This is a genomic window from Nocardia altamirensis NBRC 108246 (assembly GCF_001612685.1).
GTDB lineage: Bacteria > Actinomycetota > Actinomycetes > Mycobacteriales > Mycobacteriaceae > Nocardia > Nocardia altamirensis.
In genome coordinates, this window is sequence record NZ_BDAY01000034.1 from 16,544 (window position 1) to 43,008 (window position 26,465).

Annotated in this window: 27 protein-coding genes; 7 read left to right on the top strand and 20 right to left on the bottom strand. The window is 67.1% G+C overall.

Going from position 1 to position 26,465, the window contains the following annotated elements; all coding sequences use genetic code 11:
* Positions 1–24 precede the first annotated feature (24 nt).
* Together gatA and gatC are read right to left on the bottom strand one after the other, a co-directional pair.
* Entirely contained in the window at positions 25–1,497 is a 1,473-nt protein-coding gene (gene gatA, locus NA11_RS18715; RefSeq protein ID WP_069163222.1) for an Asp-tRNA(Asn)/Glu-tRNA(Gln) amidotransferase subunit GatA, read from the bottom strand.
* A complete protein-coding gene (gatC, locus tag NA11_RS18720) occupies positions 1,494–1,793 on the bottom strand; it encodes an Asp-tRNA(Asn)/Glu-tRNA(Gln) amidotransferase subunit GatC (protein ID WP_069163223.1) in 300 nt (99 codons plus the stop codon). The genes gatA and gatC overlap by 4 nt, the downstream gene beginning before the upstream one ends.
* A gap of 379 nt (positions 1,794–2,172) precedes the next feature.
* Between gatC and NA11_RS18725 the strand changes: the two genes are divergently transcribed.
* The gene (locus tag NA11_RS18725; RefSeq protein ID WP_069163224.1) at positions 2,173–2,823 is read left to right on the top strand and encodes an ACT domain-containing protein; all 651 of its coding nucleotides are present in this window, start codon (positions 2,173–2,175) and stop codon (positions 2,821–2,823) included.
* Between the two features lie 71 nt (positions 2,824–2,894).
* On the opposite strand, the gene NA11_RS18730 is transcribed toward NA11_RS18725, so the two are convergent.
* The 3 genes from NA11_RS18730 to NA11_RS18740 are packed head-to-tail and all read right to left on the bottom strand — an operon-like array spanning position 2,895 to position 5,083.
* Positions 2,895–3,413 carry a GNAT family N-acetyltransferase gene (locus NA11_RS18730; RefSeq protein WP_084654754.1) on the bottom strand — a complete coding sequence of 173 codons (519 nt, stop codon included), beginning with the start codon at positions 3,411–3,413 and terminating at the stop codon, positions 2,895–2,897.
* Positions 3,414–3,472: 59 nt separating this feature from the next.
* On the bottom strand, positions 3,473–3,817 hold the full coding sequence (locus NA11_RS18735; RefSeq protein WP_069163226.1) for a hypothetical protein: 345 nt from the start codon (positions 3,815–3,817) through the stop codon (positions 3,473–3,475).
* Between the two features lie 39 nt (positions 3,818–3,856).
* Entirely contained in the window at positions 3,857–5,083 is a 1,227-nt protein-coding gene (locus NA11_RS18740; protein WP_245745957.1) for an AAA family ATPase, read from the bottom strand.
* Positions 5,084–5,349: 266 nt separating this feature from the next.
* Between NA11_RS18740 and NA11_RS18745 the strand changes: the two genes are divergently transcribed.
* A complete protein-coding gene (locus NA11_RS18745; protein WP_141717690.1) occupies positions 5,350–5,697 on the top strand; it encodes a hypothetical protein in 348 nt (115 codons plus the stop codon).
* 15 nt (positions 5,698–5,712) lie between these two features.
* On the opposite strand, the gene NA11_RS18750 is transcribed toward NA11_RS18745, so the two are convergent.
* The 8 genes from NA11_RS18750 to NA11_RS18780 all read right to left on the bottom strand — a co-directional run bounded on the left by NA11_RS18750 (position 5,713) and on the right by NA11_RS18780 (position 14,081).
* A complete protein-coding gene (locus tag NA11_RS18750) occupies positions 5,713–6,747 on the bottom strand; it encodes an S-adenosylmethionine:tRNA ribosyltransferase-isomerase (protein WP_069163229.1) in 1,035 nt (344 codons plus the stop codon).
* Complete coding sequence (locus tag NA11_RS18755; protein WP_069163230.1) at positions 6,744–7,439, bottom strand: SDR family NAD(P)-dependent oxidoreductase; 696 nt, start codon at positions 7,437–7,439, stop codon at positions 6,744–6,746. Before NA11_RS18755 ends, NA11_RS18750 begins: the two co-directional genes overlap by 4 nt.
* Positions 7,440–7,538: 99 nt before the next feature.
* On the bottom strand, positions 7,539–9,644 hold the full coding sequence (ligA, locus tag NA11_RS18760) for an NAD-dependent DNA ligase LigA (RefSeq protein WP_069163231.1): 2,106 nt from the start codon (positions 9,642–9,644) through the stop codon (positions 7,539–7,541).
* 126 nt (positions 9,645–9,770) lie between these two features.
* Positions 9,771–10,859, bottom strand: coding sequence for a methionine synthase (locus NA11_RS18765; protein ID WP_084654756.1), 1,089 nt, complete (start codon positions 10,857–10,859; stop codon positions 9,771–9,773).
* Positions 10,860–11,042: 183 nt separating this feature from the next.
* Positions 11,043–12,164, bottom strand: coding sequence for a tRNA 2-thiouridine(34) synthase MnmA (gene mnmA / locus NA11_RS18770; protein ID WP_069163232.1), 1,122 nt, complete (start codon positions 12,162–12,164; stop codon positions 11,043–11,045).
* Entirely contained in the window at positions 12,164–13,393 is a 1,230-nt protein-coding gene (locus tag NA11_RS18775; RefSeq protein ID WP_069163233.1) for a cysteine desulfurase family protein, read from the bottom strand. The genes mnmA and NA11_RS18775 overlap by 1 nt, the downstream gene beginning before the upstream one ends.
* A 114-nt stretch (positions 13,394–13,507) precedes the next feature.
* Positions 13,508–13,648 (bottom strand): hypothetical protein, encoded by a 141-nt coding sequence (locus NA11_RS45690; protein ID WP_167837671.1) that lies wholly within the window; start codon positions 13,646–13,648, stop codon positions 13,508–13,510.
* A 154-nt stretch (positions 13,649–13,802) separates the two neighbouring features.
* Positions 13,803–14,081: a hypothetical protein gene (locus tag NA11_RS18780; RefSeq protein ID WP_069163234.1), complete on the bottom strand. Its 279-nt coding sequence runs from the start codon at positions 14,079–14,081 to the stop codon at positions 13,803–13,805.
* A gap of 6 nt (positions 14,082–14,087) precedes the next feature.
* On the opposite strand from NA11_RS18780, the gene NA11_RS18785 reads away from it, so the two are divergent.
* On the top strand, positions 14,088–14,513 hold the full coding sequence (locus NA11_RS18785; RefSeq protein ID WP_069163235.1) for a hypothetical protein: 426 nt from the start codon (positions 14,088–14,090) through the stop codon (positions 14,511–14,513).
* A 148-nt stretch (positions 14,514–14,661) separates the two neighbouring features.
* Here the strand turns inward: NA11_RS18785 and NA11_RS18790 are convergent, their stop codons facing one another.
* On the bottom strand, positions 14,662–15,210 hold the full coding sequence (locus NA11_RS18790; protein ID WP_141717691.1) for a hypothetical protein: 549 nt from the start codon (positions 15,208–15,210) through the stop codon (positions 14,662–14,664).
* 544 nt (positions 15,211–15,754) lie between these two features.
* On the opposite strand from NA11_RS18790, the gene NA11_RS43970 reads away from it, so the two are divergent.
* Positions 15,755–16,333 carry a Pycsar system effector family protein gene (locus NA11_RS43970; protein ID WP_245745966.1) on the top strand — a complete coding sequence of 193 codons (579 nt, stop codon included), beginning with the start codon at positions 15,755–15,757 and terminating at the stop codon, positions 16,331–16,333.
* 270 nt (positions 16,334–16,603) lie between these two features.
* Here the strand turns inward: NA11_RS43970 and NA11_RS18805 are convergent, their stop codons facing one another.
* Positions 16,604–17,359 (bottom strand): ATP-grasp domain-containing protein, encoded by a 756-nt coding sequence (locus tag NA11_RS18805; RefSeq protein ID WP_069163239.1) that lies wholly within the window; start codon positions 17,357–17,359, stop codon positions 16,604–16,606.
* Positions 17,360–17,718: 359 nt separating this feature from the next.
* Between NA11_RS18805 and NA11_RS18810 the strand changes: the two genes are divergently transcribed.
* Positions 17,719–17,913: a hypothetical protein gene (locus NA11_RS18810; RefSeq protein ID WP_069163240.1), complete on the top strand. Its 195-nt coding sequence runs from the start codon at positions 17,719–17,721 to the stop codon at positions 17,911–17,913.
* 143 nt (positions 17,914–18,056) lie between these two features.
* On the opposite strand, the gene NA11_RS18815 is transcribed toward NA11_RS18810, so the two are convergent.
* Positions 18,057–19,907: a glycoside hydrolase family 15 protein gene (locus tag NA11_RS18815; RefSeq protein ID WP_069163241.1), complete on the bottom strand. Its 1,851-nt coding sequence runs from the start codon at positions 19,905–19,907 to the stop codon at positions 18,057–18,059.
* The gene (locus NA11_RS18820) at positions 19,904–21,271 is read right to left on the bottom strand and encodes a hypothetical protein (RefSeq protein ID WP_069163242.1); all 1,368 of its coding nucleotides are present in this window, start codon (positions 21,269–21,271) and stop codon (positions 19,904–19,906) included. The genes NA11_RS18815 and NA11_RS18820 overlap by 4 nt, the downstream gene beginning before the upstream one ends.
* A gap of 125 nt (positions 21,272–21,396) precedes the next feature.
* Here NA11_RS18820 and NA11_RS18825 point away from each other — a divergent pair, with 125 nt between their 5' ends.
* Complete coding sequence (locus NA11_RS18825) at positions 21,397–21,966, top strand: potassium channel family protein (RefSeq protein WP_069163307.1); 570 nt, start codon at positions 21,397–21,399, stop codon at positions 21,964–21,966.
* A gap of 20 nt (positions 21,967–21,986) precedes the next feature.
* Here the strand turns inward: NA11_RS18825 and NA11_RS18830 are convergent, their stop codons facing one another.
* From NA11_RS18830 to NA11_RS18840, 3 genes are read right to left on the bottom strand one after another with little or no spacing between them, the layout of a single operon-like run.
* Positions 21,987–23,627 (bottom strand): MFS transporter, encoded by a 1,641-nt coding sequence (locus NA11_RS18830; protein WP_069163243.1) that lies wholly within the window; start codon positions 23,625–23,627, stop codon positions 21,987–21,989.
* A gap of 13 nt (positions 23,628–23,640) precedes the next feature.
* Entirely contained in the window at positions 23,641–24,015 is a 375-nt protein-coding gene (locus NA11_RS18835) for an SHOCT domain-containing protein (RefSeq protein WP_069163244.1), read from the bottom strand.
* Positions 24,016–24,065: 50 nt separating this feature from the next.
* On the bottom strand, positions 24,066–25,823 hold the full coding sequence (locus NA11_RS18840; RefSeq protein WP_069163308.1) for an alkyl/aryl-sulfatase: 1,758 nt from the start codon (positions 25,821–25,823) through the stop codon (positions 24,066–24,068).
* Positions 25,824–26,033: 210 nt separating this feature from the next.
* Between NA11_RS18840 and NA11_RS18845 the strand changes: the two genes are divergently transcribed.
* Positions 26,034–26,444 (top strand): DUF7144 family membrane protein, encoded by a 411-nt coding sequence (locus NA11_RS18845; RefSeq protein ID WP_069163245.1) that lies wholly within the window; start codon positions 26,034–26,036, stop codon positions 26,442–26,444.
* Positions 26,445–26,465: the final 21 nt, after the last annotated feature.

Here is a 26,465-nt window from a genome sequence, read left to right on the forward strand (position 1 = left end):
GGCTGCGCGAAGTCGTAGAGATGCTCAGGCGATAGCGCCGCGGGCCGCCTCATAGGCAGCGCCGACCCGGTACAGCCGGTCGTCGGCCAGCGCGGGCGCCATGATCTGCAGGCCGACCGGCATGCCGTCGTCCTTGCTCAAGCCCGACGGCACCGACATGGCCGGATGCCCGGCCAGGTTGGTCGGCAGCGTGCACAGGTCGGACAGGTACATCGCCAGTGGGTCGTCGACCTTCTCGCCGAGCTTCCACGGGGTGAACGGGCTCGTCGGGGAGACGAGCACATCGACCTGCTCGTAGGCCTTGTCGAAGTCGCGCGCGATGAGCGTGCGGACCTTCAGCGCCTGGCCGTAGTAGGCGTCGTAGTAGCCCGCCGACAGCGCGTAGGTGCCGATCATGATGCGGCGCTTGACCTCGGGGCCGAAGCCTGCGGCCCTGGTCATCGCCATGACCTGCTCGGCGCTGTGCGTCCCGTCGTCGCCGACGCGCAGGCCGTAGCGCATCGCGTCGAAGCGCGCCAGGTTCGACGACACCTCCGAAGGCATCACCAGGTAGTAGGACGCAAGGCCATATTCGAAGTGCGGACACGACACTTCGATCACCTCGGCGCCGAGTTCCTTCAGCACCGCGACGGCGGCATCGAAGGATTCGAGCACGCCCGGCTGGTAGCTGTCGGAGTGAAGTTCCTTCACCACACCGACTTTCACGCCGCTCAGGTCGCCCTTGGCGCCTTCGCGCGCGGCAGCTACCACCGGCGGTACCGGCACATTGCGTGAGGTGGAGTCGCGCGGGTCGTAGCCAGCGATGACCTCGTGCAGCAGCGCGGTGTCCAGCACGGTGCGCCCGCACGGGCCGCCCTGATCCAGCGAGGACGCGCACGCGACCAGGCCGTAGCGCGACACCGTTCCGTAGGTCGGCTTGGTGCCGACGGTCGCGGTCACCGCGGCGGGCTGGCGGATGGAGCCGCCGGTGTCGGTGCCGATGGCCAGCGGCGCCTGGTTCGAGGCGAGCGCGGCGGCCGAGCCACCGCCGGAGCCACCCGGAATGCGGGTGGTGTCCCACGGGTTGCGCGTCGGGCCGTATGCCGAGTTCTCGGTGGACGAACCCATCGCGAACTCGTCCATGTTGGTCTTGCCGAGGATCGGGATGCCCGCCGCGCGCAGCCGTGTGGTCAGTGTCGCGTCGTACGGCGACACCCAGCCTTCGAGGATCTTCGATCCGCAGGTGGTCGGCATGTCGGTGGTGGTGAAAACGTCCTTGAGCGCCAACGGAACTCCGGCGAGCGGCGACGCGGGCGCGGCTCCGGACCCGAGTTCGGCATCCACCGCGGCGGCCGCTGCCAGCGCCTGCTCCCCCGCGACGTGCAGGAACGCGTGGTACTCGCCGTCGACCTCGGTGATCCGATCCAGGTGCGCCTTGGTGACCTCGACTGAGGACACCTCGCGCGCGTGGATCTTGTCGGCAAGATCGGCCGCAGACAGCGCAGTCAAGTCGCTCATTCGGCCTCTCCCAGAATCTGCGGGACCACGAACTTCTGCTCCTCGGCCGCGGGTGCGCCGGACAGCGCCTCGCCGGGCGTCAGGCACGGCACGACCTCGTCGGGCCTGGTCACATTGGCCGTCGGATTCGGCGACGCGGTGGCCGGGACGTCGGCGGCGGCGACCTCGGAAATGGTCCGCACGTGGCTCAGGATCGAATCCAGCTGGCCGGCGAACTGATCCAGTTCGGCATCGGACAGCGCGAGCCGGGACAGCCGGGCGAGGTGTGCGACCTCGTCACGGGAGATGGCGGGCACCGCGGGACCCCTTTCGGCTTTGGTGTCAACAGTTCACAATCGCCGCGCGCGACGGCGCGGCGCAACCAACACAGCCTAATGGAAGGCGTCGAACGGACTCCGGCCGCAGTCCGCGCACCGCGGCAGCGCAAACGGGGTAAGTTCTCTGCGGACGCGGCGCGGCACCACTCGACGGGTAGCCGGACCGCGAACCCGGTGGTCGGCACACCTTTGCGACACACCTTCGCGACTAGAGCGACACGCCGCGATGGGACGAATTTGCCGCGTGGCGTGCATCACTGGCCGTACTTCGACTCGATAACGACGGCCATGGGGTGTAAGTATTGGCTGACCCGGGTATCCGTTCAGAACCCTCGGCCGCCCTAGGAAAGGAACGCACGTGTCGTATCTGCTCCGCGTGCAACTTCCGGATCGACCGGGAAGCCTCGGTGCCCTCGCGCTCGCACTCGGCTCCGTCGGTGCCGACATCCTCTCGCTGGACGTGGTGGAGCGTGGCGCCGGCTACGCCGTCGACGATCTCGTCGTCGAGGTACCGCAGGGCGCGCTGCCCGACACCCTCATCACCGCCGCCGAATCCATCGGCGACGTCCGGGTCGACTCCATCCGCCCGTACTCCGGCGTGCTGGACACCCATCGCGAACTCGAACTCATCGACCAGGTCGCCAGCGCGCGCGACGACCGGCTGCAGGTGCTCGTCGACGGCGTGCCCCGGGTGCTGCGCGTCGGCTGGAGCACCATCATCGACATGAGTCCGCAGGGCGCCTACCGCGTCGTCGGCAGCCCGAGTGCGCCGGAGACACAAGCGGGTTCGGCGCCGTGGATGCCGCTGGAGAAGCCTGCCGTCCTCGATCCCGAAGCCGAATGGGTGCCGGAGATCTGGCGCGACATGGACACCAAACTGGCCGCAGCGCCGCTCGGCAACACCGGCAAGGTGCTTTTGCTCGGCCGTCCCGGCGGACCCGACTTCCGGCCGTCGGAGGTCGCACGCCTCGGCTACCTCGCAGGGATCGTCGCCACCGTCCTCGGTTAGCGGGCACGAGTGGCACATGGCTGCGGCGAATCGCGAGAAGACCCCTCCGTGGTGTGCCACTCGTTGGCGCGCTAAGGGTTGAGGTCGAGGCGGAGGACGGTCAGGAGTTCGCCTGCGTTCGTGTACCAGTCGCGGTCGGGGACGTGGCGGAAGCCGAGGCGGTCGTAGATGCGGCGGGCGTCGGCCATGACGGGCATGGTGGTCAGGGCGACGGCGTCGAAGCCTTCCGCCTGTGCCGTCTCGATGACGTTGCGTACCAATGCGGTTCCGACGCCGAGGCCGCGGGCGGCCTTGCCGACGGCGAGCATGCGGAATTCGAGTTCGCCGGGACGGGCGATCTCCGCGTACGGGCTGCCTGGCCTGGCGACGGTGAGCGATCCGACGATGCGGTCGGCGTGGACGGCCACCAGAATCTCCGCGGCGGCGGCCCGGTGGCCGGTGTCGGCGAGCTCGTCCACGTACGGACTGCCTTCTCGGACAAAGCCTTCCCCGACGTAGACGTCGACCGTCAGCTCGCCGATCGCCGCGTATTCGTCCGGCGTGGCAGGCCGAATGATCAGCCCCGTCTCCTTCGCATCCATACCGGGCATCGTGCCATTCGACGTAGAGCGGTCTACGTCACACGTGCCGGACGGCGCTGAATCGATCGTCAGGAACCGAGGCTCGGACGGGCGCCGGGGTGCGCGATCTGCCAGCGTTCCGGCTTGCCGGACGGGTAGACCACGGTGATGGCGTCACCGATCGACGGCCAGGCATTGACGTCCCAGGCGAAGCGGCCGTAGACGACCGTGCCCGGCTCGGTCGGGCCGGACAGGGTGCCGGTGATCGTCACGTACTGCTCGCCGAGTGCATCCGGGCGCGGACTCACCCCCGTGACATGCAGGGTGCCGGTTTCGGCTACCGCGGGCCGGAACGCGCCGCGGCCGCGCAGATAGAGCATGACCATGCCCGCCACGGCGACAACCATGATCAGCAGCATTCCGAACTCGAGCATGGCCCCATGCTATTGCCTGCGCCGGACGAACCCGCGCAGCTACACGGTGGCGAGCTCGCTGGTGCCGTGCTCGGTGCGCCGAACCTGCCAGACCACGCTGCGGGTTCGCGCCGAGCGGCCGTTCCCGCGATCGATCAGGGCGCGATTGTTGGTGGTGTAGATCAGTTGGGCGCCACGGGAATTGGTTTCCGGGTTCTGGAAGAGCTGGATCAGCCGGTCGGTCTCCTCGGCGGGCAGGTGCGCGCCGATATCGTCGACGGCGAGCACCCGGCCGGAGTCGAGCGCGTCCACCATGGTCGGCAGCAGACGCAGCAGCGAGACGGTCGCGGTGGATTCGTCGGTGATGTCGAGCGGATTGGCGATGCCGTCGTGCACCAGGCCGAGGCCGACACCGCGCCGGGCCACCATGCGCGCGTACAGCGCGTCCCTGGCGGCCTTGAGGTTCGTGAGCTCGCGCTCGAGCAGCAGCGGTGTGACGCCGTTGTCGCGCAGCAGTTGGTCCGCGTGGTCGGGCGAGGTGGCGCACAGTTCGATCTGCTTGCCGATCGCGGCGATGTCGGCGTCCAGGTCACGCAGGTAGTCGGCGTACATCGGATCGTTCTCGGCGATCAGCAGATCGGTGATGCCGAGCTCGGCGGTGCGCAGCAGCATCAGCAGGCGTGCGGCGTTCTCCGCCGAGCGAGAGACGTGCCCGCCGAGCCGGTGCGCGACGGCAGCCGGGTCCGCCGGACCGAGCTGCACCTCGAGCATCGACTCGAACCAGCGGTAGGCGGGCACCAGCGCGTCGGCGTACATCTGGCCTGCGAGGCTGAGCAGCAACGCATTCGGCCGCACCAGCGGCACCAGCGCGGCGATCCCGTAGCGCGCGGCCTCGAACATCGGGCCGATCTTGATCTGATCCCCGTTGCGCTCGAACACGATTCGCTTGCGTGAGCGCGGCTGGGTGTGCAGCCACTCGGCGGTCACGTCGGCATTGTCGAGCCGGAAGCCGTAGGTGTAGGGCACGCCCTCGGCCACGAAACCCGCCACGAATTCCGAAGGGCGGTCCGGGAATCCGAGGTGCGGTGCGCGCACCGGCCCGGCGTAGGGATCCCAGCCGGTCACCGAATGCAGTACGGCGTCACGCATCTGGCTGAGCGCGTCGATCAGGTTCGTCTTGCCCGCCGCGGCGGCGCCGTGGATCGCGGTCACCGGCACCGCAACCGGACCACTCCCCTTGGTCAACCGCAACTCCTGCCCCTCGGCCAGCGATCTGTGATTGGTCACCTGAAAACTGCGCAGCATCCCGCCATCCTGTCGTCCTCGCCGCCGCGCCGCGACGGCAGGGCTTCTCCGTCGGTCCGCCATCGCCGAGGTTTGCGATAGCTGTTGCATATAACTGCAGCTTCTGCGGCCGAGCTGGGTCGTCGGCAGCGCGCAACCAGGTTGATCGCCCAACAAAGTCGCTGGTGGCGGGTTAGCATGCTGGACGCCACGACTTGCTCGTGTGCCACTGTTCGGTAAACGCTCGAAACGGATGGGTAGTGATCGGTATGACGGTTCGTCGTCTGGTGATTCGAGGCGCCGTCGCCGGTGTCATCGCGGTGGGGTCGATCGTGGTGGTCGCGCCGTCCGCAGTCGCCGACAACCCGTGCGAAGGCGCCTCGGCGCGGGTCTTCTTCGGCAACAGCACGAACACCTGTCAGTCCGGTTCGGCGGCCTACAGCAATCCCACCATCGTCTCGAAGATCTGCTCGATGCCCACCTCCAGCGTGCACGCCGAGGTCACCCTCAAGCAGACCAAGACCAAGACCATCACCCAGACGATGGACCTGGCGAACGGTCAGTGCGGCCGGTTCCCGCTGCAAGGCCAGCTCAGCTCCACCGTCACCGTCAGCTGAGCGCGGCCGTACACCTCACCGCTGCCGCAAGAGCAGCGCGCTGTCGCCGAATTCGTGCCACAGGTAGCCGGTGTCCAGCGCAGCGGCGTAGGCCGTCTCGACGGTCGATGATCCGGCCACTGCGACGAGCAGGTCCAAGTGCGACGCACCGGGTGCGTGCCAGCCGGTGATCAAGCCGTCGACGACGCGCGCCGGGCGGTCGGGACCGAGGACGAGATCGGTCCAGCCGTTGACGGGATGCACGGCGCCCAGCTGATCGGCGGCGGTTTCCAGGGCACGGGTGACGGTGGTGCCGACGGCGATGACGCGGCCGCCCGCCGCCTTCGTGTCGTTGACCATGCGGGCGGTCGCCGCCGAGACGGTGCAGCGCTCCGGGCTCGGCGGCTCGCCCGCCTCCGGTGAGGACACGCCGGTGTGCAGGGTGATCGGCGCGACCACGACACCGGCCGCGATCAGGTCGAGCACCAGGTGTTCGGTGAACGGCCTTGCCGCGCTTGGCATTTCCGCACTGCCAGGGATGCGGCCGAAGACGGTCGAGTAGTAGGACGCGGACCATCGTTGTGGCACATAGGCGTAGGTGATCGGCGAGCCGTATGCGTCCATCAGGTCGCGCGGATCGACGGTGACCTCGGCCACCCAGAGACGGCGCGCAGCGGGCAGCCACGGTTTGCGCAGCGTGGCCCTTGCACCCTCCGGTAGCTGGACGACCGTGCCTGCCGAAAGTTCTTCGGCGGGAAAGGGCGTGCGCGCGGTGGTGCGAATCTCGACGACCCAGCCGCCATCGTCGAGCCAGGTGGCGAAATGCACGGCGACCTGGCGGCGCTCGATGCGGCCGTCGACGGCCGCGCTGCGCGTCGCCGAATTGTTCACCACCACAAGGTCGCCCGGCCGCAGGTGGGACGGGAGCTCACGGAATTGGGCGTGGGTCAGGTCCGCTCCGGCGACGAGCAGGCGCACGTCGTCGCGCGCCAGTCCCCTGGCCTCCGGTGGCGCGGTGGCATTGCGCTCGGGTGGCAGCACGAAGGAGCGCGTGTCGAGCAGTACCGTCACTGCGCCTGTCCGACCGTGAAATCCGCTGCGGCATAACGACCGTTCTTGGGTTTGTCGATGAGCAGGCGCAGCAGCGCAGGGACCACCGATTCGGGTTCGGGGCGATCGGAGATGTCCTCGCCGGGGAAGGCGGCCTGATGCATCTCGGTGCGCATGTCGCCGGGATCGAACGAGTAGATCGACACGTCCGGGTGCTCGGCGCCGAGCACGGCAGTGAGCTGGTCGAGTGCGGCCTTGGCGGAACCGTAGCCGCCCCACTGCGGATACGGTTCGATCGCGGCGTCGGAGCTGATGTTGACCACGACGCCGCCGGGCTGCAGCAGCGGCAGCGTCGATTGCAGCACCGCAAGCGGGGCAATGACATTCGTCCGGTACACCAGCTCGAGTTCGTCGAGCGGGTAGTCGAGCAGCCGCGGCAGCGGGCTCGGGCCGAGCCTGCTCGCGTTGTTCACGATCAGCGTCAGTTCGCCGGTGCCGCGGACGGACTCGGTCACCAGCGCGCGATGCGCCGGGTCGGTGATGTCACCGGGAACGGGGATGAACGCGGCGCCGAGTTCGTCCGCTACCCGGTCCAGCCGTTCGGCGCGCCTGGCCGTGCCGATCACCCACCAGCCGCGCCGGACGAGTGCACGGGTGAGTGCGAGCCCGAATCCGGCGGAGGCGCCGGTGATCAGGGCCGTGGGAAGATCCATGTCGACCTCCTGGTAGTGCTTACCAGTCGATCGTCATACCTCGAGCAAGGTTCAGGTCAAGTGCCGTTCGCCGTCGGCGCACTGACTGTCCGTCGGCGACTACTCGTCGTCCTCGTCGGCCGCCGCGGGCGCAAGCGCGTCCGGGCCCTCGGCGAGGAGCTGCCGGAACCCGTCCTCGTCGAGGATCGGCACCCCGAGTTCCTCCGCCTTGGCCGCCTTCGACCCCGGCGCGTCCCCGATCACCACGAACGCGGTCTTCTTGGACACCGAGCTGGCGGCCTTGCCGCCGCGCACCAGGATCGCCTCCTTCGCGCCGTCCCGGGTAAACCCTTGCAGCGAGCCGGTAACCACGATCGAGAGGCCTTCGAGATTGCGTTCGATGGACTCGTCGCGCTCGTCTTCCATCCGTACGCCCGCGGCACGCCACTTCTCCACCACGACCCGATGCCAGTCGACGGTGAACCACTCCGCGACCGCGGCGGCGATGGTCGGGCCGACACCCTCCGCGGCGGCCAACTCCGCCACCGAGGCGTTGTCGATGCGTTCCATGCTGTAGAACTCCGCGGCCAGCGCTCGCGCGGCGGTCGGGCCGACGTGCCGGATGGACAGGGCGACGAGCACCCGCCACAGCGGCCGGTCCTTCACCAGCGCCAAATTCTCCAGCAGCCGTTTGCCATTGGCCGAGAGGCTGCCGTTCTTGTTCACGAACAGCGTGGTGGTGAGCAGCGACGCCTCGTCGAGGTCGAACAGGTCGCCCTCGTCGACGATCGCGCCGGAGGCGAGCAGGTCGTTCGCGGCTTGCTCACCGAGCGCTTCGATGTCGAAGGCGCCGCGTCCGGCGACGTGATACACCCGCTCGCGCAACTGCGCCGGGCAGAACCGCTGATTGGGGCAGCGAATGTCGGCGTCGCCCTCCTTCTCCGGCGCCAGTTCGGTGCCGCAGACCGGGCAGTGCGTCGGCATCACGAACTCGCGCTCGTCGCCGGTGCGCGCGTCGACCACCGGGCCGAGCACCTCGGGGATCACGTCGCCCGCCTTGCGGATGGTGACGGTGTCGCCGATCAGCACGCCCTTGCGCTTGACCTCCGAGGCGTTGTGCAGCGTCGCCATCGCGACGGTGGAACCCGCGATCGACACCGGCGCCATCACCGCGAACGGGGTGACCCGGCCGGTGCGGCCGACATTCACCTCGATGTTCAGCAGTTTCGTCGTCGCCTCTTCCGGCGGGTACTTGTAGGCGATCGCCCAGCGCGGCGCGCGCGAGGTCGCGCCGAGCCTGCGCTGCAAGGCCATCTCGTCGATCTTGATGACCTGGCCGTCGATCTCGTGCTCGATGTCGTGGCGGTGCTCGCCCCAGTAGGCGACGCGCTCGACCACCGCGTCGATGCCGTGGACCCGCCTGGTGTGCGCGGAGACCGGCAGGCCCCAGGACGCCAGCGCTCGATAGGCCTCGTACTGCGACGCGGGGGTGTACCCCTCCAGCCGCCCGAACCCGTGGCAGATCATCCGCAGGTTGCGCCGCGCGGTGACCGCGGGATCCTTCTGCCGCAGTGACCCGGCGGCGGTATTGCGCGGGTTCGCGTACGGCGGTTTGCCTTCGGCGACGATCGAGGCGTTGAGCGCCTCGAAGTCCACCAGGCGCAGATAGACCTCGCCGCGCACCTCGAGCAAGGCCGGGATCGGGAACTCGTCGTTGGCGGTGAGCTCGCCGGGGATGTCGTCGATGGTGCGTGCGTTGAGCGTGACGTCCTCGCCGGCCCGGCCGTCGCCGCGCGTCGCGCCGCGCACCAGTCGCCCGTTCTCGTAGACCAGGTTCAGCGCGACACCGTCGATCTTCACCTCGCACAGGTAGTGCAGGTCCGGCCCGGTCTCCGTCTCCACCCGGCTCGCCCAGGCGCGCAGCTCGTCGAGGCTGAACACGTTGTCCAGCGACAACATCCGCTCGAGATGATCGACGGTGGTGAAGTCGGTGGCGAACCCGCCGCCGACGAGCTGGGTCGGCGAATCCGGCGTGCGCAGGTCGGGATGCGCCGCCTCCATCGCCTCCAGCCGCTTCAGCAGCGCGTCGAACTCTCCGTCGGTGATGATCGGAGCGTCGCGCACGTAGTAGCGGAACTGATGCTCGCGCACCTCATCCGCAAGCTGCTGCCACTGCACCCGCTGCGCTGCCGTCGCCGAGGCCGCCGCACTGTCACGTTCACTCACCCAACGCACATTAGCCGAGCCCACCGACATCCCACGGCAGTGTTCGCGCACGTCGCGGTACCTAATGCACCAGCGCACCGCGGCAGGCGCCGGTCAGCTGCCCGCTGGTCTCAGCGGGCACCGGCCTCACTCGAAGGTGAGCGATTCGGGGTCTTCGGCGTAGGCGCGGGCCACCTCGGCGGCCAGGGTGAGGGACTTGCGAGCCCAGGTCAGCGGGGCGCCTGCGAGGCCGCAGGCGGGACTCACCAGGACCTGAGTGGCGAGGGTGGTGCGAGGGAAGCCGAGGCGGTCGATGAGGCGGACGCCGGGTTCGGCGATGGTGCGCCAGGTCGGCGGGGTCGGCGGCGGCGTGGTCGGCACGAGCCCGAGAACCAGATGTTTGCCGGAGTCGAGGATCTCGCCGACGCTGTCGAGATCGCGGGTTGCGACCGTGGCGATGTCGAAACCGATTGCGGCGGCGGCGCTTCCGCGCAGGAAAGCAAGCGAGGGCGGCCCGGCACAGCTGTGGATCATGACCGGCGCGGATTGGGCGGTGATGACCGCGTCGAGAATGCTGCTCGCCTCGGGTTCCGGCAGCGCGCGGACGGTGTTGAGCAGGCTGACGCCGGACAGCGAGCCCGCGAGCACCGCCGTCAGGGCTGGTTCGTCCAGTTGTAGCAGCACTTGCGCGCCGAGTCGCTTGCGGATCTCGGCGACGTGACCGACGAGGCCCTCGGCCAAGGATTCCGAAAGATCGCGCAGCGCACCAGGATCGGTGAGCGCAAGGTGTCCGCTGGGAAGTTCCACCTGAGCCGCGAGCGTCAGCGGACCTGCCACCTGCAGCTTGATCGGCCGACCGGTGCCCGCCGAACCCGCTGTCTCCCAAGCCTCTTCGAGCGCATCGAGGTCGGCGCGGAACAGGTCACGCGCGCGCCGGGACACCGCACCCGGCCGCGGCGACAACCGGTAGCCGCGCGTGGTGGTGTCGAATCGCATGTCGACCAGCAACGCCGACACGCGGCCGATCATGTCGGCGCCTACGCCGCGGCCGGGTAGCTCGACCAAGTGCGGAAGTTCGGGTAGCTCACCGAGGATGGTGGTCGCGGACTCCCGCGGATCGATGCCGGGCCACGAGCCGACGCCGGTCGCGATCCCGCCGCGCAGGACGGGCGTTCCGTGCAGCTCCGGTTCGCTCCCGCGTCCCTCGACGGTGAAACCGTCGTCGAACCTTTCCATCTCGTGCACCGTTGTCCGTTCCTGTCGGTTGGTTCACTCTGCGCGGCAGGACGATTCCGTGGCGCAGGGGGCAGTTGCGGACCCGATGCATTGTGCACGCCCCCACTGCATCATCGCCGACCGGTACCGCCCGCCGGAAGAGCTGAGTCGAGCGCCGACCCGATCAGGCGCCCGCGGGCCGCCTCACCGCGTGCCGGAGCTCGCGTCGCTGCCGACCCGCGCGCCTGCGACGGTGCCGGTCCCGGAGATGGTGCCGCTGCCGATCACCTGATCGCCCAAGGCATCCTGGCGGTACAGCACGACCGCCTGGCCGCGCGCCACCCCGGTGAGCGGCTCGTGCAACCGGACGGAAAGCCCGGCGCCGACAGCCTCGGCGGTGGCCGAGGCGAGACCGCCGTGCGCGCGCACCTGCACCACGCACTCGATCGGCCCGTCCGGCGTGACGCCGGAGGTCCAGATCGCGCGCTCCGCCTCGACGGTCCACACCTGCAGGTCTTCGGCCGAGCCGACGCGAACGGTGCCGGAATCGGGATCGATCCCGGTGACGTAGCGCGGCTTGCCGTCGGCGGCAGGACCAGGCAGCCCGAGTCCCTTGCGCTGGCCGATCGTGAATCCGTGCACGCCTTCGTGTTCGGCGAGCTTGGTGCCGTCGGCATCGACAACGGCGCCGGGCCTGATGCCGATCTTCGCGCCGAGGAAGGCGCGGGTGTCGCCGGACGGAATGAAGCAGATGTCGTGGCTGTCCGGCTTGTTCGCGACCGCGAGCCCGCGCTCGGCGGCTTCCTCGCGAATCTGCGGCTTCGGCGTATCACCGACCGGGAACATGGCGCGCGACAACTGCTCTGCGTTCAACACCGCGAGCACATACGACTGGTCCTTGTCGGCGTCGACGGCACGGCGCAGCACGCCGTCCTCGAGCCGCGCGTAGTGGCCGGTGACCACGGCATCGAAGCCGAGGGCAACCGCACGGTCGGCGAGCGCGGAGAACTTGATCTTCTCGTTGCACCGCAGGCACGGGTTCGGCGTCTCGCCCGCCGCGTAGGCCGCGACGAAATCGTCGATCACGTCTTCCTTGAAGCGGTCGGCGAAATCCCAGACGTAGAACGGGATTCCGAGCACATCCGCGGCCCGTCGCGCGTCCCCCGCGTCCTCCTTCGAGCAGCAACCGCGCGACCCCGTGCGCAGGGTGCCCGGCGACGCGGACAGCGCAAGATGCACGCCGACCACCTCGTGACCAGCGTCGACAGCACGCGCCGCCGCCACAGCCGAATCGACACCACCGCTCATCGCGGCAAGTACTCGCATCACACACCTCCCTTCGCGCCGGCCAGACCCGCGGCCATGGCCCGCTCCACCACCTGGGGCAACACCATCAGCAACGCGTCGACATCGGCGCGGGTCGAGGTGTGCCCCAAGGAAAATCGCAACGATCCGCGCGCCTGCCACGGCTCGACACCCATTGCGATGAGTACATGGCTCGGCGAGGCGACGCCTGCGGTGCAGGCCGACCCCGTCGAGCATTCGATCCCCGCCGCGTCCAGCAGCATCAGCAGCGAATCGCCTTCGCAGCCGGGGAAAGTGAAGTGCGCGATGCCGGGCAGTCGCCGGTCGCCTGGCGCCCCGTTGAGCACGACCTCGGGCACGATCTCCCGGATGCCGTCGATCAACGCGTCCCGCAACGCGGTCAATTCCGCAGTGCGGACCGGCAATTCGGCCGCGGTCTGCCGCAGCGCGGCGGCAAGTCCGACCGCCGCCGCCGTATCCGAGGTGCCCGAGCGCAGGTCGCGCTCGTGCCCGCCGCCGTGCAGCAGCGGCACGCACGGCACCTGCCTGCCGAGCAGCAGCACGCCGATACCGTGCGGTCCACCGACCTTGTGCCCGGCGAAGCTGGCCGCGGACAATCCGCTCGCGGCGAAGTCGATCGGCAACTGCGCGGCGGCCTGCACCGCGTCGCTGTGCATCGGCACCCCGAATTCCCGTGCCACGGCGGCCAATTCACCGATCGGCTGAATCGTGCCGACCTCATTGTTCGCCCACATGATGGTGACGAGCGCGACGTCGTCGGGGTTCGCGGCCAGCTCAGCGCGCAGCGTGCGCGGCGAGACAACGCCCTGCGCGTCCACCGGCAGCCAGGTCACCCGCGCGCCCTCGTGCCGCTCCAGCCATTCGACGGCGTCGATCACCGCGTGGTGCTCGACCGAGCTGGCAATGATCCTGGTCCGGCGCGGCTCGGCGTCGCGGCGCGCCCAGTAGATCCCCTTGACCGCCAGGTTGTCGCTTTCGGTGCCGCCGGAGGTGAAGATGACCTCGGAGGGCCTTGCGCCCAGATCGGCGGCGATCGACTCGCGCGCCTCCTCGAGCGTCCGGCGCGCGGCGCGCCCCGACCCGTGCAGCGACGACGCGTTCCCGGTCTGCCGCAGGGCAGCCGTCATCGCCTCGACCGCGGCAGCAAACATCGGTGTGGTGGCCGCATGATCGAGGTAGACCGTCTGGGCCGCTACACCGTGGACCGGACCCGAAAAACCCGCCTTCATGACCAATAAAGGATAGCGGGACCCGGTTCCCCATTATTCCCGGCCGATCTTGACAGCCCGCCGACACGCCGAAGTGTCCGTTTTGCCCGGCCGACGGGCCGAGCAAGTAGTCGCCTATGCCGCCGCGGTCGGCCTGGTCCCGTCCATCGCTCGGTCCAACGTGAGCGCGGCATCGATGAGGGCGAGATGGCTGTCGGTGACCAGCTCCTCCGTAATCGCGGCCAGCGTGGACATCAACTTGCCCGCTGGAACCACGGGTTATCCGTGTGGCGTCGGCTGGGGGATCCAGACCTGTGGTGTGGTGTTGTGTCGCAGACAGCACCCGGATCCGTTGGACCGTGTGAGCATCCATAGCGATGGATATGGCTCACCCGTCCCCTGCCACCGTGGACAGCCCGGCCCCGCACCGTCACCCCACCTCTGCGAGAGTCGTCAACAGCCTGTCGTGCGTGGGGACCTTCTTGTCACCGACGCGTCGCGAGGGCTTGTACTGGGTCTTCGGCCGATAGGTGCATTTGCTCACATCCAGGTCTTCGATGTCCGCGCCGAGGGCTTCGCTGATGCGCAGTCCGACCCCGACCCCAAGCGCCACGAGGATGCGGGTCTCGGCAGGCATCGTGTGGAAGAAAGTCCAGAACTCCATCAAGGGCAAGTTGGTACGGACGGTGTCGGTGTTCCGTGCCAGCATCCCCGTATGTCACTGAAGTTCTTCAATGAGTTGTCCGGGACATTAGCCATCGAGCTGACGGAACCGACCGAAAGTATCGCGGCGAAGCTGGCTAATCAGCGCGCGACGGCAACCGCAACGATCAGGGAAGTCTCGTTTGCGCTGGAAGTGTTCGAGGATAAGCACTTTCGCGACTTGACCGTCGACGAGTTCGACCGCATCGTCCTGGAGTTGCCTGTGCTGACCTTGCGTGGATTCGGCGATCCCGTTGAACATCGAGCGCCCAACGGAACGTGCTTCACGGTGCGTGACCTTGCCTCAGCCATCGCCGAGACGGAAAGGAACACTCGCCAGCAATCGCAATGGTACGGCGGCGTCGACGTGCATCACATCTACTTCGAGGGCATCCTCGAGGCAGACGACGGAGTTTGGGAGATCCATTGGGGGTCGTGAACGTCCGGTACTACCGCTGGGCGCGTGTTGTTCGGCCCTCCAAATCTGTTGGTCGACAAGGCTTCTCAATGCGCGCTTATGGCCGAGTACCGGACTGGCAAGGTCAAGCCGAAGTATTCGAACGAAACGTCCTCAATCGCCTGGGAGGTCAGGCCGACGGCTGGGGGTCGATCGTCAGTGTCACGTACAGCGGTGCGTCAATCGTGTCCGTTGGCGCGCCTGGGGTGATGTCGCCGAGGTCGATCGATTCTTGCCCGGGGTTGTTGACGATGCTGACCTGACCAGCCTGCCCGTGTACTACTCCGGACAGTTCGGTCGGTTTGCCCAGCAGTGTGAGCCGTGAATCCGACAGATCGACCGTCAGTCGATCGCCACGTCCGGGCACCACCGGCCCGAACATGGCCGCCGGCCCGATGAGATTAACTGTCCGGGAGGCCCGCTCGAGTCCGTCACGATACGCAGTGAGGTCCTCGGCCGATGGTTCCTCGCATGACCGGAACCGGACCCCCAACAGAGCACCGCAAATGTTTCGCACCGTGGCGCCGACTGCATGCTCCTGTTCGAGTGCGCCGATGTCCGGGAACCGTTCGACGGCAGCCATCCTCGTGTATTCCATTGTGTCGCGCATCGGGATCCAGACCCGGCCGGAAACCTGATACAGCACCGACTCCTGGTACACGGTGACGACGTCTGCCACGATCGCCGGAACCACAGAGCCCTGATTGTGCCACGACACGCCCAGCCGGAGCGGCAGCCCACGAGGGTCCCCGTACTTCGGGTCCCACCGAGCGGAGAAGCCGGTGAATCGCAGTCGTGATCCCAGTCCACGATTGGCGGCGCGGGAAACCGCCCGCCCGCCTCGTCCGGCACCGCCGTCACACCCCCGGGAAGCAAACCGCCCTCGGCCGGGACTTCTCCACAGCAGCCGTACTCCCATGACTCGACCGAGACGTAAACCAACTCCATAGCAGCGGATTTCGCGATCATCATCGACATCGGGAGATAGACAACACGACACGACGGTCGCGGATCCCAATGCACCCCATGCCAATCGTAGAGCGCCTCCGGTCCGAGGCTTCAGCTGCCTGCTAGGCCAGGTGGGTTCGTATAGGTTCAGCCGATGGCTCGGCGCTCGCCCATGATGCTGGATCGAGATTAGGAATCTGTCGGTCCGATTGTCAGGTACTGGTCAGGAAGGGCTTATGACCGGACGGGTCGCCTATTAGACCATTGCGTTGCTGGTGCACATCGCCGACAATCGCGTCGTGGCTTCTGGGGGATCTGTAGACAGGCCTAGAGGCCTGGGTCTCGATAACGTTCACTGGCACCTTGTCAGAGAGGACGCGCAGCGAGCTTCGATATCGACGCGGGCCGGCGCGGTGCTGAGCACGAACGCGCTTGTGGTCGCCGGGACAGCGTTGGCCATCTCACTGAAAGGATCGAGACCGCTGAATCCGGCGGTGTTTGCTCCTGCCTTGTGCACTTTGCTGCTTGTCGCCGCCTCGGTGGTGTACGCGACACGGGCGTTGGTCATGCTGAGACAGACGGAGGTCGGGTTCGTCGAGCCACGTAGCGGGGCTTCGATGTTCTACAACCTGTCGGGCATAAGCCGACACTGGCCAACCTTCGAGGACTTCAGAGCAGCAGCCATGAATCAATCGCCTGAGCAGCAGCTTCGAGGAGCCCTCGATGAGCTGTGGCGCGTCTCCCATCTGCATCTCTACCGCTACCTCAAGCTCCGTAGAGCTGCATGGCTCCTTCTAGCGTCGATGGGCCTGCTGGTGGTCACGGTTGTCCTGGCTGCATCCATGGACTCGTAGTCCTGCGCCGCAACGAAGTGGTCCAGGATCGCCAGGAAAGCCAGCGGATCGTGGTCCATGTCGATGTGTTCGGCGCTCAGCGCCTCTTGCATGGACTGCAGATGCTCGCGCCGACCGCGCTCCCAGACCGCGATCTTCTCTGTCTTCTCCGACATCGAATTCCCCCAACCCATCCGCGCCCACCGCGCGACTGCCGGGTCGACTTTACGTCGGCCGCCTTTGATCGTCCGAGGTTCCGCTCTGCCTCGTTCGCTCAGCGTGATCCGCGGACTAGAACGCTGCTGAGTTGAGTAGTTCGCTCCACCGATCCATGACCAACGCCGTGTACGGCTCCGAGGGAATCTCGTACGCGCCGATTGCATAGCCGTCGTTGGCTTCGACCAACGCGGTCCGGCCGTCGGCCAGCACCCCGAAATCGATTGCGTACCCGCAAGGCGCAGTCCCAGACTTGTGGTAGACGGCCACAGCCGCTTCCACAACCTGCATGTCGAGCACGACGGATGCATCACCGTCGTATCGGTCTACGAACACGATCTGCCCGTTGTTGACATACACGCGGTACTCGGTGACCCATTTCACCACCTGCGAGCACCAAACTCGCTGGCGCCGACTGACATTACCCAGAACTGCGACGTCCCGCTCGGAATAGAAGACAGCACCGGTGAAGCCTTTACGCCGATCCGCCGGCTTGACGAATGTCGGTGGCAGAGAGCTGTTCTCGAAGCTGCGTTCAACCTCGCCCAGTGTCGCGGTCCATACCTTGCGATGCAGGAACTCCCGCAAACTCGCCGGATAGTCATCGGGTTCGGGTATCGGTATTCCGAGCTGGCGCATCACACCGTGCATCGCGTCCATATCACCAGCGATGAAGGTGTCCGGCCCCAACCGCAGTTGCCTGCGATGCACGCGCTTGATCGTGTAGTACCGCACCGGGATTCCGCGCTGGTCCAAGCCTTGCTTCAGCAATACTTCCTCGCGCCGCATCGGGCCGCTGCCAGCGTATTGGAGGAAGGCGGTCGTAATCATGATCTACACAATCACGCTGCCACCGCACCGCCGCAACCACCCTGAGCATGTTCCTCGGACTCCGTCGAGCACTCGACCATCAGCACGAGCGTGGGTTGGAACCGCTGTTGGGCAACCGATCTGGGCAGCCGGGCTTCCCACTCGAGTGGGAACCTGGCTGGCTCTTGCCTTCCGGTAGCGTGCCGGGCGCGCTGGGGATCGTTGACGTGGGCGGCAACCTATGCGGAATGTGCCTGCTGAACAAGCGGTTTCGCGATCTCGACACCAGGCGATGCTGCCGTTTGGAATTAACTCGGGTGATCAATACCATCAGTGAACGGAGCCGGGAGTCTCCGTGACAGAGCATAGGGAGATGCGTCATGTGGAACTGGAGTAAATCCGTCGCAGAACGAGCGGCGGCGGCCGCGTGGACCAGCTGGCGAAACCACGAGCCGAGGCCGACCATCCTGGACCCCGAGTACTGGCAGGAGGATGACGATCGCGACAGCGACCCGCGCGATGAGGACGGGATGTCGGCACAGATCTTCCTCGGCGGGTTCTGCCTCGTCGGCTGATTCCGGCGTGCGCCACGTCCTCCGCGTCGCGAAACCGCCCCGGTAGGCCTGCCGCACGGCCACGAGCCGGATCCGCCACACCTTCGACAACACGCGCATGCCCGATGAGGCCCGCCTGTCACAGCACCGGGGCGACGACCCGCTTATGCCGCCGTGGTCGGCCTGGTGTCCGGTCTCGTACCATCCATCGCTCGGTCCAACGTGAGCGCGGCATCGATGAGGGCGAGGTGGGTGAAGGCCTGCGGAAAGTTGCCTAGTTGTGCCCCGGTGAGAGCGATTTCCTCGGCGTAGAGCCCTACGTGGTTGGCGTAGGTGAGCATTTTCTCGAAGACCAGGCGGGCCTGGTCTACATCGCCTGCACGGGCAAGGGCGTTGACGTAGTCGAAGGTGCAGAGCGAGAAGGTGCCCTCGGCACCGCGGAGCCCGTCCGGCGCCGCCGCCGGGTCGTAGCGATAGACCAGGCTGTCGGTGACCAGTTCCTCCGTGATCGCGGTCAGCGTGGACAGCCAGCGTGGGTCACGTGGTGCGACGAACCCGACCTTCACCATGCGCAGTAGCGACGAGTCGAGCACCTCCGAGGCGTACTGCTGGACGAAGGCCTGGCGGTGCGGACTCCAGCCCCGGTCCCACAGTTGGGCGTAGATCTGATCGCGCTCGGCACGCCACTGCTCGATCGGACCGGGCAGGCTGTGCGTCGTTGCGATGCGGATGGCGCGGTCGAAGGCCACCCAGCTCATCAGTCGGCCGTAGCTGAAATCGGCTCGCCCGCCGCGGGTTTCCCAGATGCCCTCCTCTGGTTGATCCCAATTGAACGCCAGCCAGTCGAGGAGGGCGGTGACGTCCTGCCAGCCCTCGTGCCCGATGCGCAGACCACGCTGGTCGGCGCGGTAGATGGCGTCGAGCAGCTCGCCGTAGATGTCGAGTTGGAGTTGGCCGGACGCGTCGTTGCCGATCCGCACCGGACGGGAACCGCGATAGCCAGGCCAGTGGTCGAGGACTTCCTCGCGCAGTTCCGGTGAGCCGTCCACGCGGTACATGATCCGTAGCCGTCCATCGGACTCCTGATAGCGGTTACGCAGCCAGCGGGCGAAATCCGCTGCCTCCTCGGTGAATCCGAGGGCGAGCAGCGAGTGCACGGCGAACGAGGCATCCCTGATCCAGGTGTAGCGGTAGTCCCAGTTCCGCTCGCCGCCGATCTGTTCGGGCAGCCCGGCGGTCGGCGCCGCGACGATGGCACCGGTCGGCGCGTAGGTGAGGAGCTTGAGGGTTATCGCCGAGCGGTGCACGGCCTCACGCCAGCGACCCCGATAGGTCGACCGCGCGAGCCACGAGTGCCAGTAGCGCACCGTGCTGTGGAACAGTTGCGCAATTTCGTCCGGCCGGATCGTCCGTGGCGGTCCCGGTGCGGCCGACTCGAGGACGATCCCCCGGGTCTGGCCCGCCTCGAGGGTGAACGAACCGTAGACGCGTCCGTCCTCGGTGGTTTGTAGCTGGGCGAGCCTGGGGTCGTCCGGTTCCCGCACCACGTGCACGGTCATCGTGTGGTCCCCACCGTCGAAGACGACACCGTCTTCGGTCTGTCTGAGGGAATGCGGTTGGCGGCCGTAATCGAAGCCGGGCATCAGATCGAGGTCGAAGGTCAGGCGTCCGCGCACGCAGCGCACGGTCCGCACCAGTCGATGGTTGTCCGTCGGCCCACGCCCGAGGATGGGCGGCATGAAGTCGCACACCTCGCCAGTGCCGTCCTCGGTCAGGAACCGGGTGATCAGAATCGCGGTGTCGGGGAAGTACAGCTGTGTACTCCGGTAGGGGCGGACCGCAGGCTGGATTCGGCAATGCCCACCGTGTTCCTGGTCGAGCAGCGCCCCGAAGACGCTGGGCGAGTCGAAACGGGGGCAGCAGAACCAGTCGATGGTTCCGTCGGTGGCGACCAGTGCGGCCGTCTGCAGGTCGCCGATCAGTCCGTGGTCGGCGATTGCCGGTGCGTCGGTCATGCGGATTCTCCTTGTTGTCTCGAGGTTTCGGAATTCGCCGGCGGCCGGGCCACCAGCTCCACTGCCAGCAGCAGGATCCCAGCGGCCAGTGCGATGGCGACTACGACAAGACCGGTGGGAAAGTGCCAGAACACCACCATCAGCGCGGCAACGGTGACGATCGCCACGCGCAACGGCACCCGGTATCGCGCGGTGCAGGTCTCGATCTGGTTCGGCTCGCCATGGCGCGGTCTGCGCACGGCCGCGAGTGCGCTCGCGCCGCCGGAGCGCACCGAGCGGGCCGAGTTCGACGGCCCGGCAAGGTAACTCGCCACCGCGATGATCAAGGACAGAGCCAGCACCGCGCGCAGGCTCCCGCGTAGCGGCGCGTATACCGCATCGATCACCGCCGCCGCGGAGTCCGGTGCGAGGAGCTCCGCGGGTATCGCGTCGAGGTAGACGCGGCGCCCGATGATCAGCGCGACCGCCAACGCAACCATCGCCAGCGCGGCACTCGATCCGGCCAGCGCGAGCGTCCTGGTCCGGTGTTTCCGGGGAGTCAGCCACAGCGCGCAGGCCGCGGCGGCCAGCGCGACCCATGGCAGGACATTCGCCGACCGATCGAGCGTCCGAACGGCCTGCTGCGCCTTGATCAGGTCCGGGGAGCGGAAGAGGACGAAGTGCGCATCGACATCGGGCAGCCTGTCGCCGAAGGTGATTCCGCGTTCGTCGAGTTGCTGGCGCACGGTCGTCACGATGGCGCTCAGCGAGATGCTCACGGTGCCTTGGTCATCGATCGCAACACCGGGCCTGGTCCGGCCGGTGAGCACCGCGACGAGCGCCTCGTGCGCTCGACGGTTCGCGGCGACCCAGAGCTCTTCGAACTCGTCGCTGGACACCAGCCTCATGGCGGTCTGTCGAATCAGGGTTTCGCTCTGGGCGGCGACCAACGGAGGCAGGCGGCGCAATGCCTCCGTCACCAGTGGGCGATCGACACCCTGCGGCGGCAGGCTATCGGCCAGTGCCGTAACAGCTTTCGCGGTCGCTCCTTCGATATCGACCCGCGTGACGATGGCCGCGGTGATCCGGTCGGCGAGTTCGGCGTGCACCGCCGGATCCGATCCCAACGGCCGCACGGTGGCGACATAGCGGTCCGTGTCGAGGATTTCGCTTCGACAGAAGCGGGCGACAACCGACCCCGCGACGGCAATCCCCATGATCAGCAACAGGATTCCCACCGCGGTCCAGCGAAGGGTGCGCCGGACCCGGTGCGTGCGCACCCGGACGGTGGCGCGCAGCCGCTCGAGTTCTCCCCGTTCGTCCGCGGTGAGCGCACCGGAATACTGCGGGTCAGGCTGTTCCGGACTCCGGTTGTCGACGTTCATCGTCGTCCTCGATTCCGAAACAGAATGGCCGCCACCGCGACTCCGGCGTAGGGTCGATGCGGATAGTTCGTATGAGCGCTGCTCAGTTCGATCCGGCAGCCGGTCGGCCGAAAGGGATTGTTTTCATGCCCACCGGACAGAATTCGCGCATTCCGTCGACACTCGACCGTCGCCGTCGTTCCCGGCGCGAGGTAATGGTTGCCATCGCAGCGGTTTTCATATTGCTGATTGCCTATTTCCTGCTGCCGTTCACCCGAATCGGCGATATCAGGACGGCAATACTGCTGACAGTCGAAGCGGTCGCGACGTGCGCCATTTTTGTGTGGCAGATTCGCGCCGTACTGCGCGCCGACCGTCCACTGGCACGCGCATTGGCGGCGGCGGTCGCCATTTTCGGCTGCTACATAATCGGCTATGCCACGGTGTATTTCACGCTTTCCGCGGGCGATCCGGTCGGCTTCAGCGCACCGCTGACGAAGATCGACGCGCTGTACTTCTGTGTCACGGTGTTCGCGACGGTCGGCTTCGGGGACATCGTGGCCACCTCGCAGGCGGCCAGGGTGGTCGTGCTCGTCCAGATGATCGGCAATCTGATCCTGATCGGGCTGGCGCTGCGGCTGCTGACCGCCTCGGCCGACGTGCGCCGTGCCGAGCTGCGGGCCGACGAGCCAACTCGGCTCGCCGACCAGGAATGAGCCAAAGTAACTCCACGACATCATTTTTCGCCTCCTGACTGGGTGCACTCGGGGGGTGCGTCGGAACCGACGGCGCGTTTCGGGATCAGACCGGTGCCGAACAGCGCCCCAACGGCAAGCAGTGCCGCGAGGGCGAGGGCCGCCCGCAGCGCAATGAGCCGAGCGTCGGTGTTGACCGAGACAATCGCGTCCGCGGTGGCCTGCGGTACGCCTGCCGCGGCGAGCGCCTCCTGCAGTTGCGTGGTGGAGACGAACGAGGCTCCGTCCGCCAACTGTGTCGTAATCTGTTGCTGCACAGGGGCCGGCACCGCGGGGTTGTCGTCGATCCCGATGCGCGCGGCACCGATCAGCGCGGCGATCAACACCGACCCGATCAACGCGGTGCCGAACGAGGCGCCGAGATTGGTCGCCGTGTTCTGCAGCCCGCCGACCTCGGCACTGCGCACGTCCGGGACTGCGGCGACGGTGACCGCGCCGAGTTGCGAGGACAGCGCGCCGAGTCCAAGACCCAAGAACACCATCGGGATCAACACCACTTCGGCGCCTGCGCCCGGGTCGAGACCCGCGACGAGGATGGTGATTCCGACAACCATCGATATCAGCCCGAGCCGAACGACCCGGCGCGGATCAGCGCGCGGCCGGATCTTGGGGATTCCGATCGCGGCCAGCACCAGCGCGGCCGACAACGGCAGCACCCGCAGTCCGGTTTCGACCGCGGTGAGCTCCAGCGCCACCGAGAGATACAGCGGTACCGCGAAGAAGACACCCGCCTGGACGAGGAACTGCGCGAAGAACATCGCCAGCCCGCCGACGAGTTGCCGGTTCCGCAGCAACGCGATGTCGATCAATGGCTCCCGGCCGGTGCGAGCCAGCCGGGCCTCCCACCGCAGCAACCCGTAGAGCACCACCAGTCCCGAGAGCAGCAACCAGATCACCGGGGACAGGCCGAGCAATTGCGGCCCGTCCGGTCGGGGGCGGACCCAACCCCAATCGCTGGAACGCAACACGCCGTACACGACAACGCCGAGGCCGAGCACCGACAACGCCGAGCCGACCAGGTCGAGCCGGACCGCTACCGGCGCAACGTCGGCGACCCGACGCAGCACCAGCAGGATGACCAGCACGAGAACGACCTCGCCGAGAAAGACATAGCGCCATGACGCGAAAGTGGTGACCGCGCCGCCGATCATCGGTCCGACCGCCACAGCGCTCGCACCGGCCGCGGCGACGAGTCCGTACGCCGCCGCCCGACGTGCCGGCGGGACATTCGCCGCGACCAGCGCCACGATCGCAGGCATGATCAGCACTGCGCCGAGGCCCTCCAGCAGTGACCAACCGAGCAGCAGCACAACGAGATTCGGCGCGAAGGCGGTGGTCAGCGAACCAGCGCCGTAGACGACGAGACCGACCGCGAACGCGCGTTTGCGGCCGAGCATGCTGCCGACCTTGCCGCCGGTGATCATCAATGTCGCCATGACCAGCGTGTACAGCGTGATGGCCGTCTGAATGCCGGTCACCGGGGTATCGAGATCGGCGGCCACGCTCGCCATCGACACATTCATCACCGAGCTGTCCAACGTCATGAGGAATTGGCCTGCGGCGAGGACCGTGAGCACCAGGGTGGAACCGCGCTCGGTCGGGAGCCTTTCCGCGTGGTTCATCAGGCGGCCGCGGCTACGGCAGGATCGCTTCCTTGATGCGTTTGAATTCCTCGTCGGTGATCGCACCGTTGTCGAGCAGTCTTTTCGCGGTGGCGATCTGTGACGACGAGTCGATTCCTGCGACTGTTCTGATGTATTCGTTCTCGGCCTCGTAGTAGCGCAGGTTCTCGACGCCGCGCCGTTCCGCCATGGAATTCCCGCGCACGATCAGATAGATCAACGCGGTCACAAAGGGAAAAACGAGCAGGCAGATGATCCACAGTGCCTTTACCCATCCGGAGGTAGCGCGGTCACGGAACAGGTCGGACATGATGGCGAAGAGGATCATCAAGTAAGCCACGAACAAGAACGTCAAGATGGTGAACCACAGGAAATCCCAAAAAGACATATCGGTTACCCTTCTTCGGGCGCCGGACCGGCGTGCTGCAGACGATTCGGCTACGGGGTGACGATCGGAAAATCAGGGTCGGCCGCATCGGTCAGCGCAAGCAGCCGGGACCACACCGCGGTGTCACCCGAGGTCTGCACGTGGTCGAGCGAACCGGTGTCGAGCAGGACGAGCAAGCCTGGTTTGGTCAACGTCACCTCCAGATCAGCCGGCCTCGGCCTGATGGCCGGATGGTGGATGAGCGCGCCGTTGCTGAGCTCCATGTGGTAGATCTCGGCGGAATCGGTGAACACCCATCGGATGCTCAGCTCATGGGACCAGGCCCGCGGGCCATCGATGGTCGACGCGATGGTGTCGAACAGCTGCGTGATACCCAGTGCCGGTGCCACACCGGGGCGCCGGGCCGGACTGCCACGGCCAGAACGTAATTCGGCCGCGCCGCTGAGATAGCAATTGCGCCACGACGCGCATTCGGCGCCGTTGCCGAGCCGCTCGAATACCGCGGCCAAGGTGGCACGGGCCGCCGCGTTCTCCGGATCGGCGAACACCGCATGGCTACCCAGTTCCGCGGCGAACCGCAGGTCGCCGGCCGCCGCGAATTCACGCGCCTTGGCGACCATGACCTCGACGCCGCCGAGCAGTGCAACATAGCGCGCCGCCTGCGCCCGTGGCGGATGCAGCCAGAGATGCGCGGGATTGCCGTCGTACCAACCCAGATAGTGCTGAGAGATCGCTTTGACATTGTGGTTGAGCGAGCCGGACCGCCCAGCAGTATGCGGCTGCGCCGTCAGCCGCGGCGACAGGCGCAGCTCCTCCGCAATCTCGATTCCGGTGTAGCCCTGGTTGAGTCGGCGCACAGTCTGGTCGTGCAGATAGGCATACATGTCCCGGTGGTCGCGCAGAAACGCGAGCGCTTCGGCCCGGCCACTGCTCGGCCAGTGGTGTGCGGCGAAGACGACATCGATATCGTCGGCGAACAGTTCGATCGCCTCGGCGATACCGCGCGACCGCATGCGCGCGTCACGCGCAGGCCCGCCCCGCAACGGCACCAGATCGGACATGCTCTGCCCGACCTGGTCGGCCATGAATAGTGCTCGGGCACAAGGAAAGAAGACATTCATCTCGGCGGGCCATTCGGTGCCTGGCACCAGCTGGAAGATCATCCGGATGCCGTCGATCTCTTCGTCCATGCCGGTGTCGGTGATCTCCAGCGTCGGTGCGAGCAGGTGCGCAGCCGCGACGACAGGGTCGGCAGCCTCTTCGATGTCGACCTTGCCGCGCGGCCCGTGCGCCAGCGCGGCGCCCGAGCAATAGGCGCCGCGCCGCTGCACAGCGGGCGCCGTTGATACGTTGCGTGCCAACGTGTTCAGGAACCGGGTCGGCGCGATGATCGGCACGGTGCTGTCGGCGTCGACGACACCGAGCACGCCGCCGCCGTGGCTGCCATGTGAATGCGTATGGACCACGGCGACGACTGCCCGCTCACCGCGATGCCTGCGGTACAACCGCAGGGCGGCGGCAGCTGTTTCGGTGCTTGTCAACGGGTCGATCACGATCACACCCCGATCGGATTCGACGAACGTCATGTTCGACACGTCGAATCCGCGCACCTGATAGATGCCCTCGCACACCTGGTAGAGGCCGTGCCGGACGGCGCGACGGCTCAGCCGCCACAACCCGGGATGGACGGTGGCCGGACGGGCACCTGCCAGAAAGCCGAAGGATTCCATCTCCCAGACCACGGCATCGTCCGCATTCGTGATCACACAGGGTGCGAGCGTGCCGAGCAGATCATGGTAGGCAAGCATGTGCTGCTCCACTCCTGTCGATTCGGACGGTGCGCTATCGACAGTGCCGCCGCGGCCGCCCGATTTCCTCACCCGCCGCGGATGAATTCGGTCCGACCGCGGCGCAGACGCGGGCGGCCGGACAGAGTCACCCGCGACGGGCGAAGTGCGGCCGACACGCAGGGAGCAGATTCGGGGTCGTCCACCAACCCACTCAGGAAGGGACGATCCATGACACACGAGTCGGATATCGAGCACCCGCAGCACCAAGCGGCCGCAACAGGCGTATCCCTCGCGGCGGCGGTGTTACTGCTCACCGTGGGCGTAATCTCCATTCTGCAGGGCATTTCGGCGATCGCCGCCGATCAGCTCTATGTGGTCGGCTTCGAGTACATCTACCGATTCGACACCACATCGTGGGGATGGACGCACACCGTGCTCGGAGTCCTGCTTTCGATCTGCGCGATCGGCTTGATGTACGGCGCGACCTGGGCCCGAGTCTCGGCCATCATCGTCGCCGCGCTGTCGATCATCGGGAACTTCCTGTCGCTGCCCTACTATCCGGCGTGGTCGATTCTGATCATCGTGCTCGACGTCGTCGTCATCTGGGCCGTCGCTACCTGGCGGCCGGGCCGGGCGTGACCGAGTCGGCCCGGCCGCCTG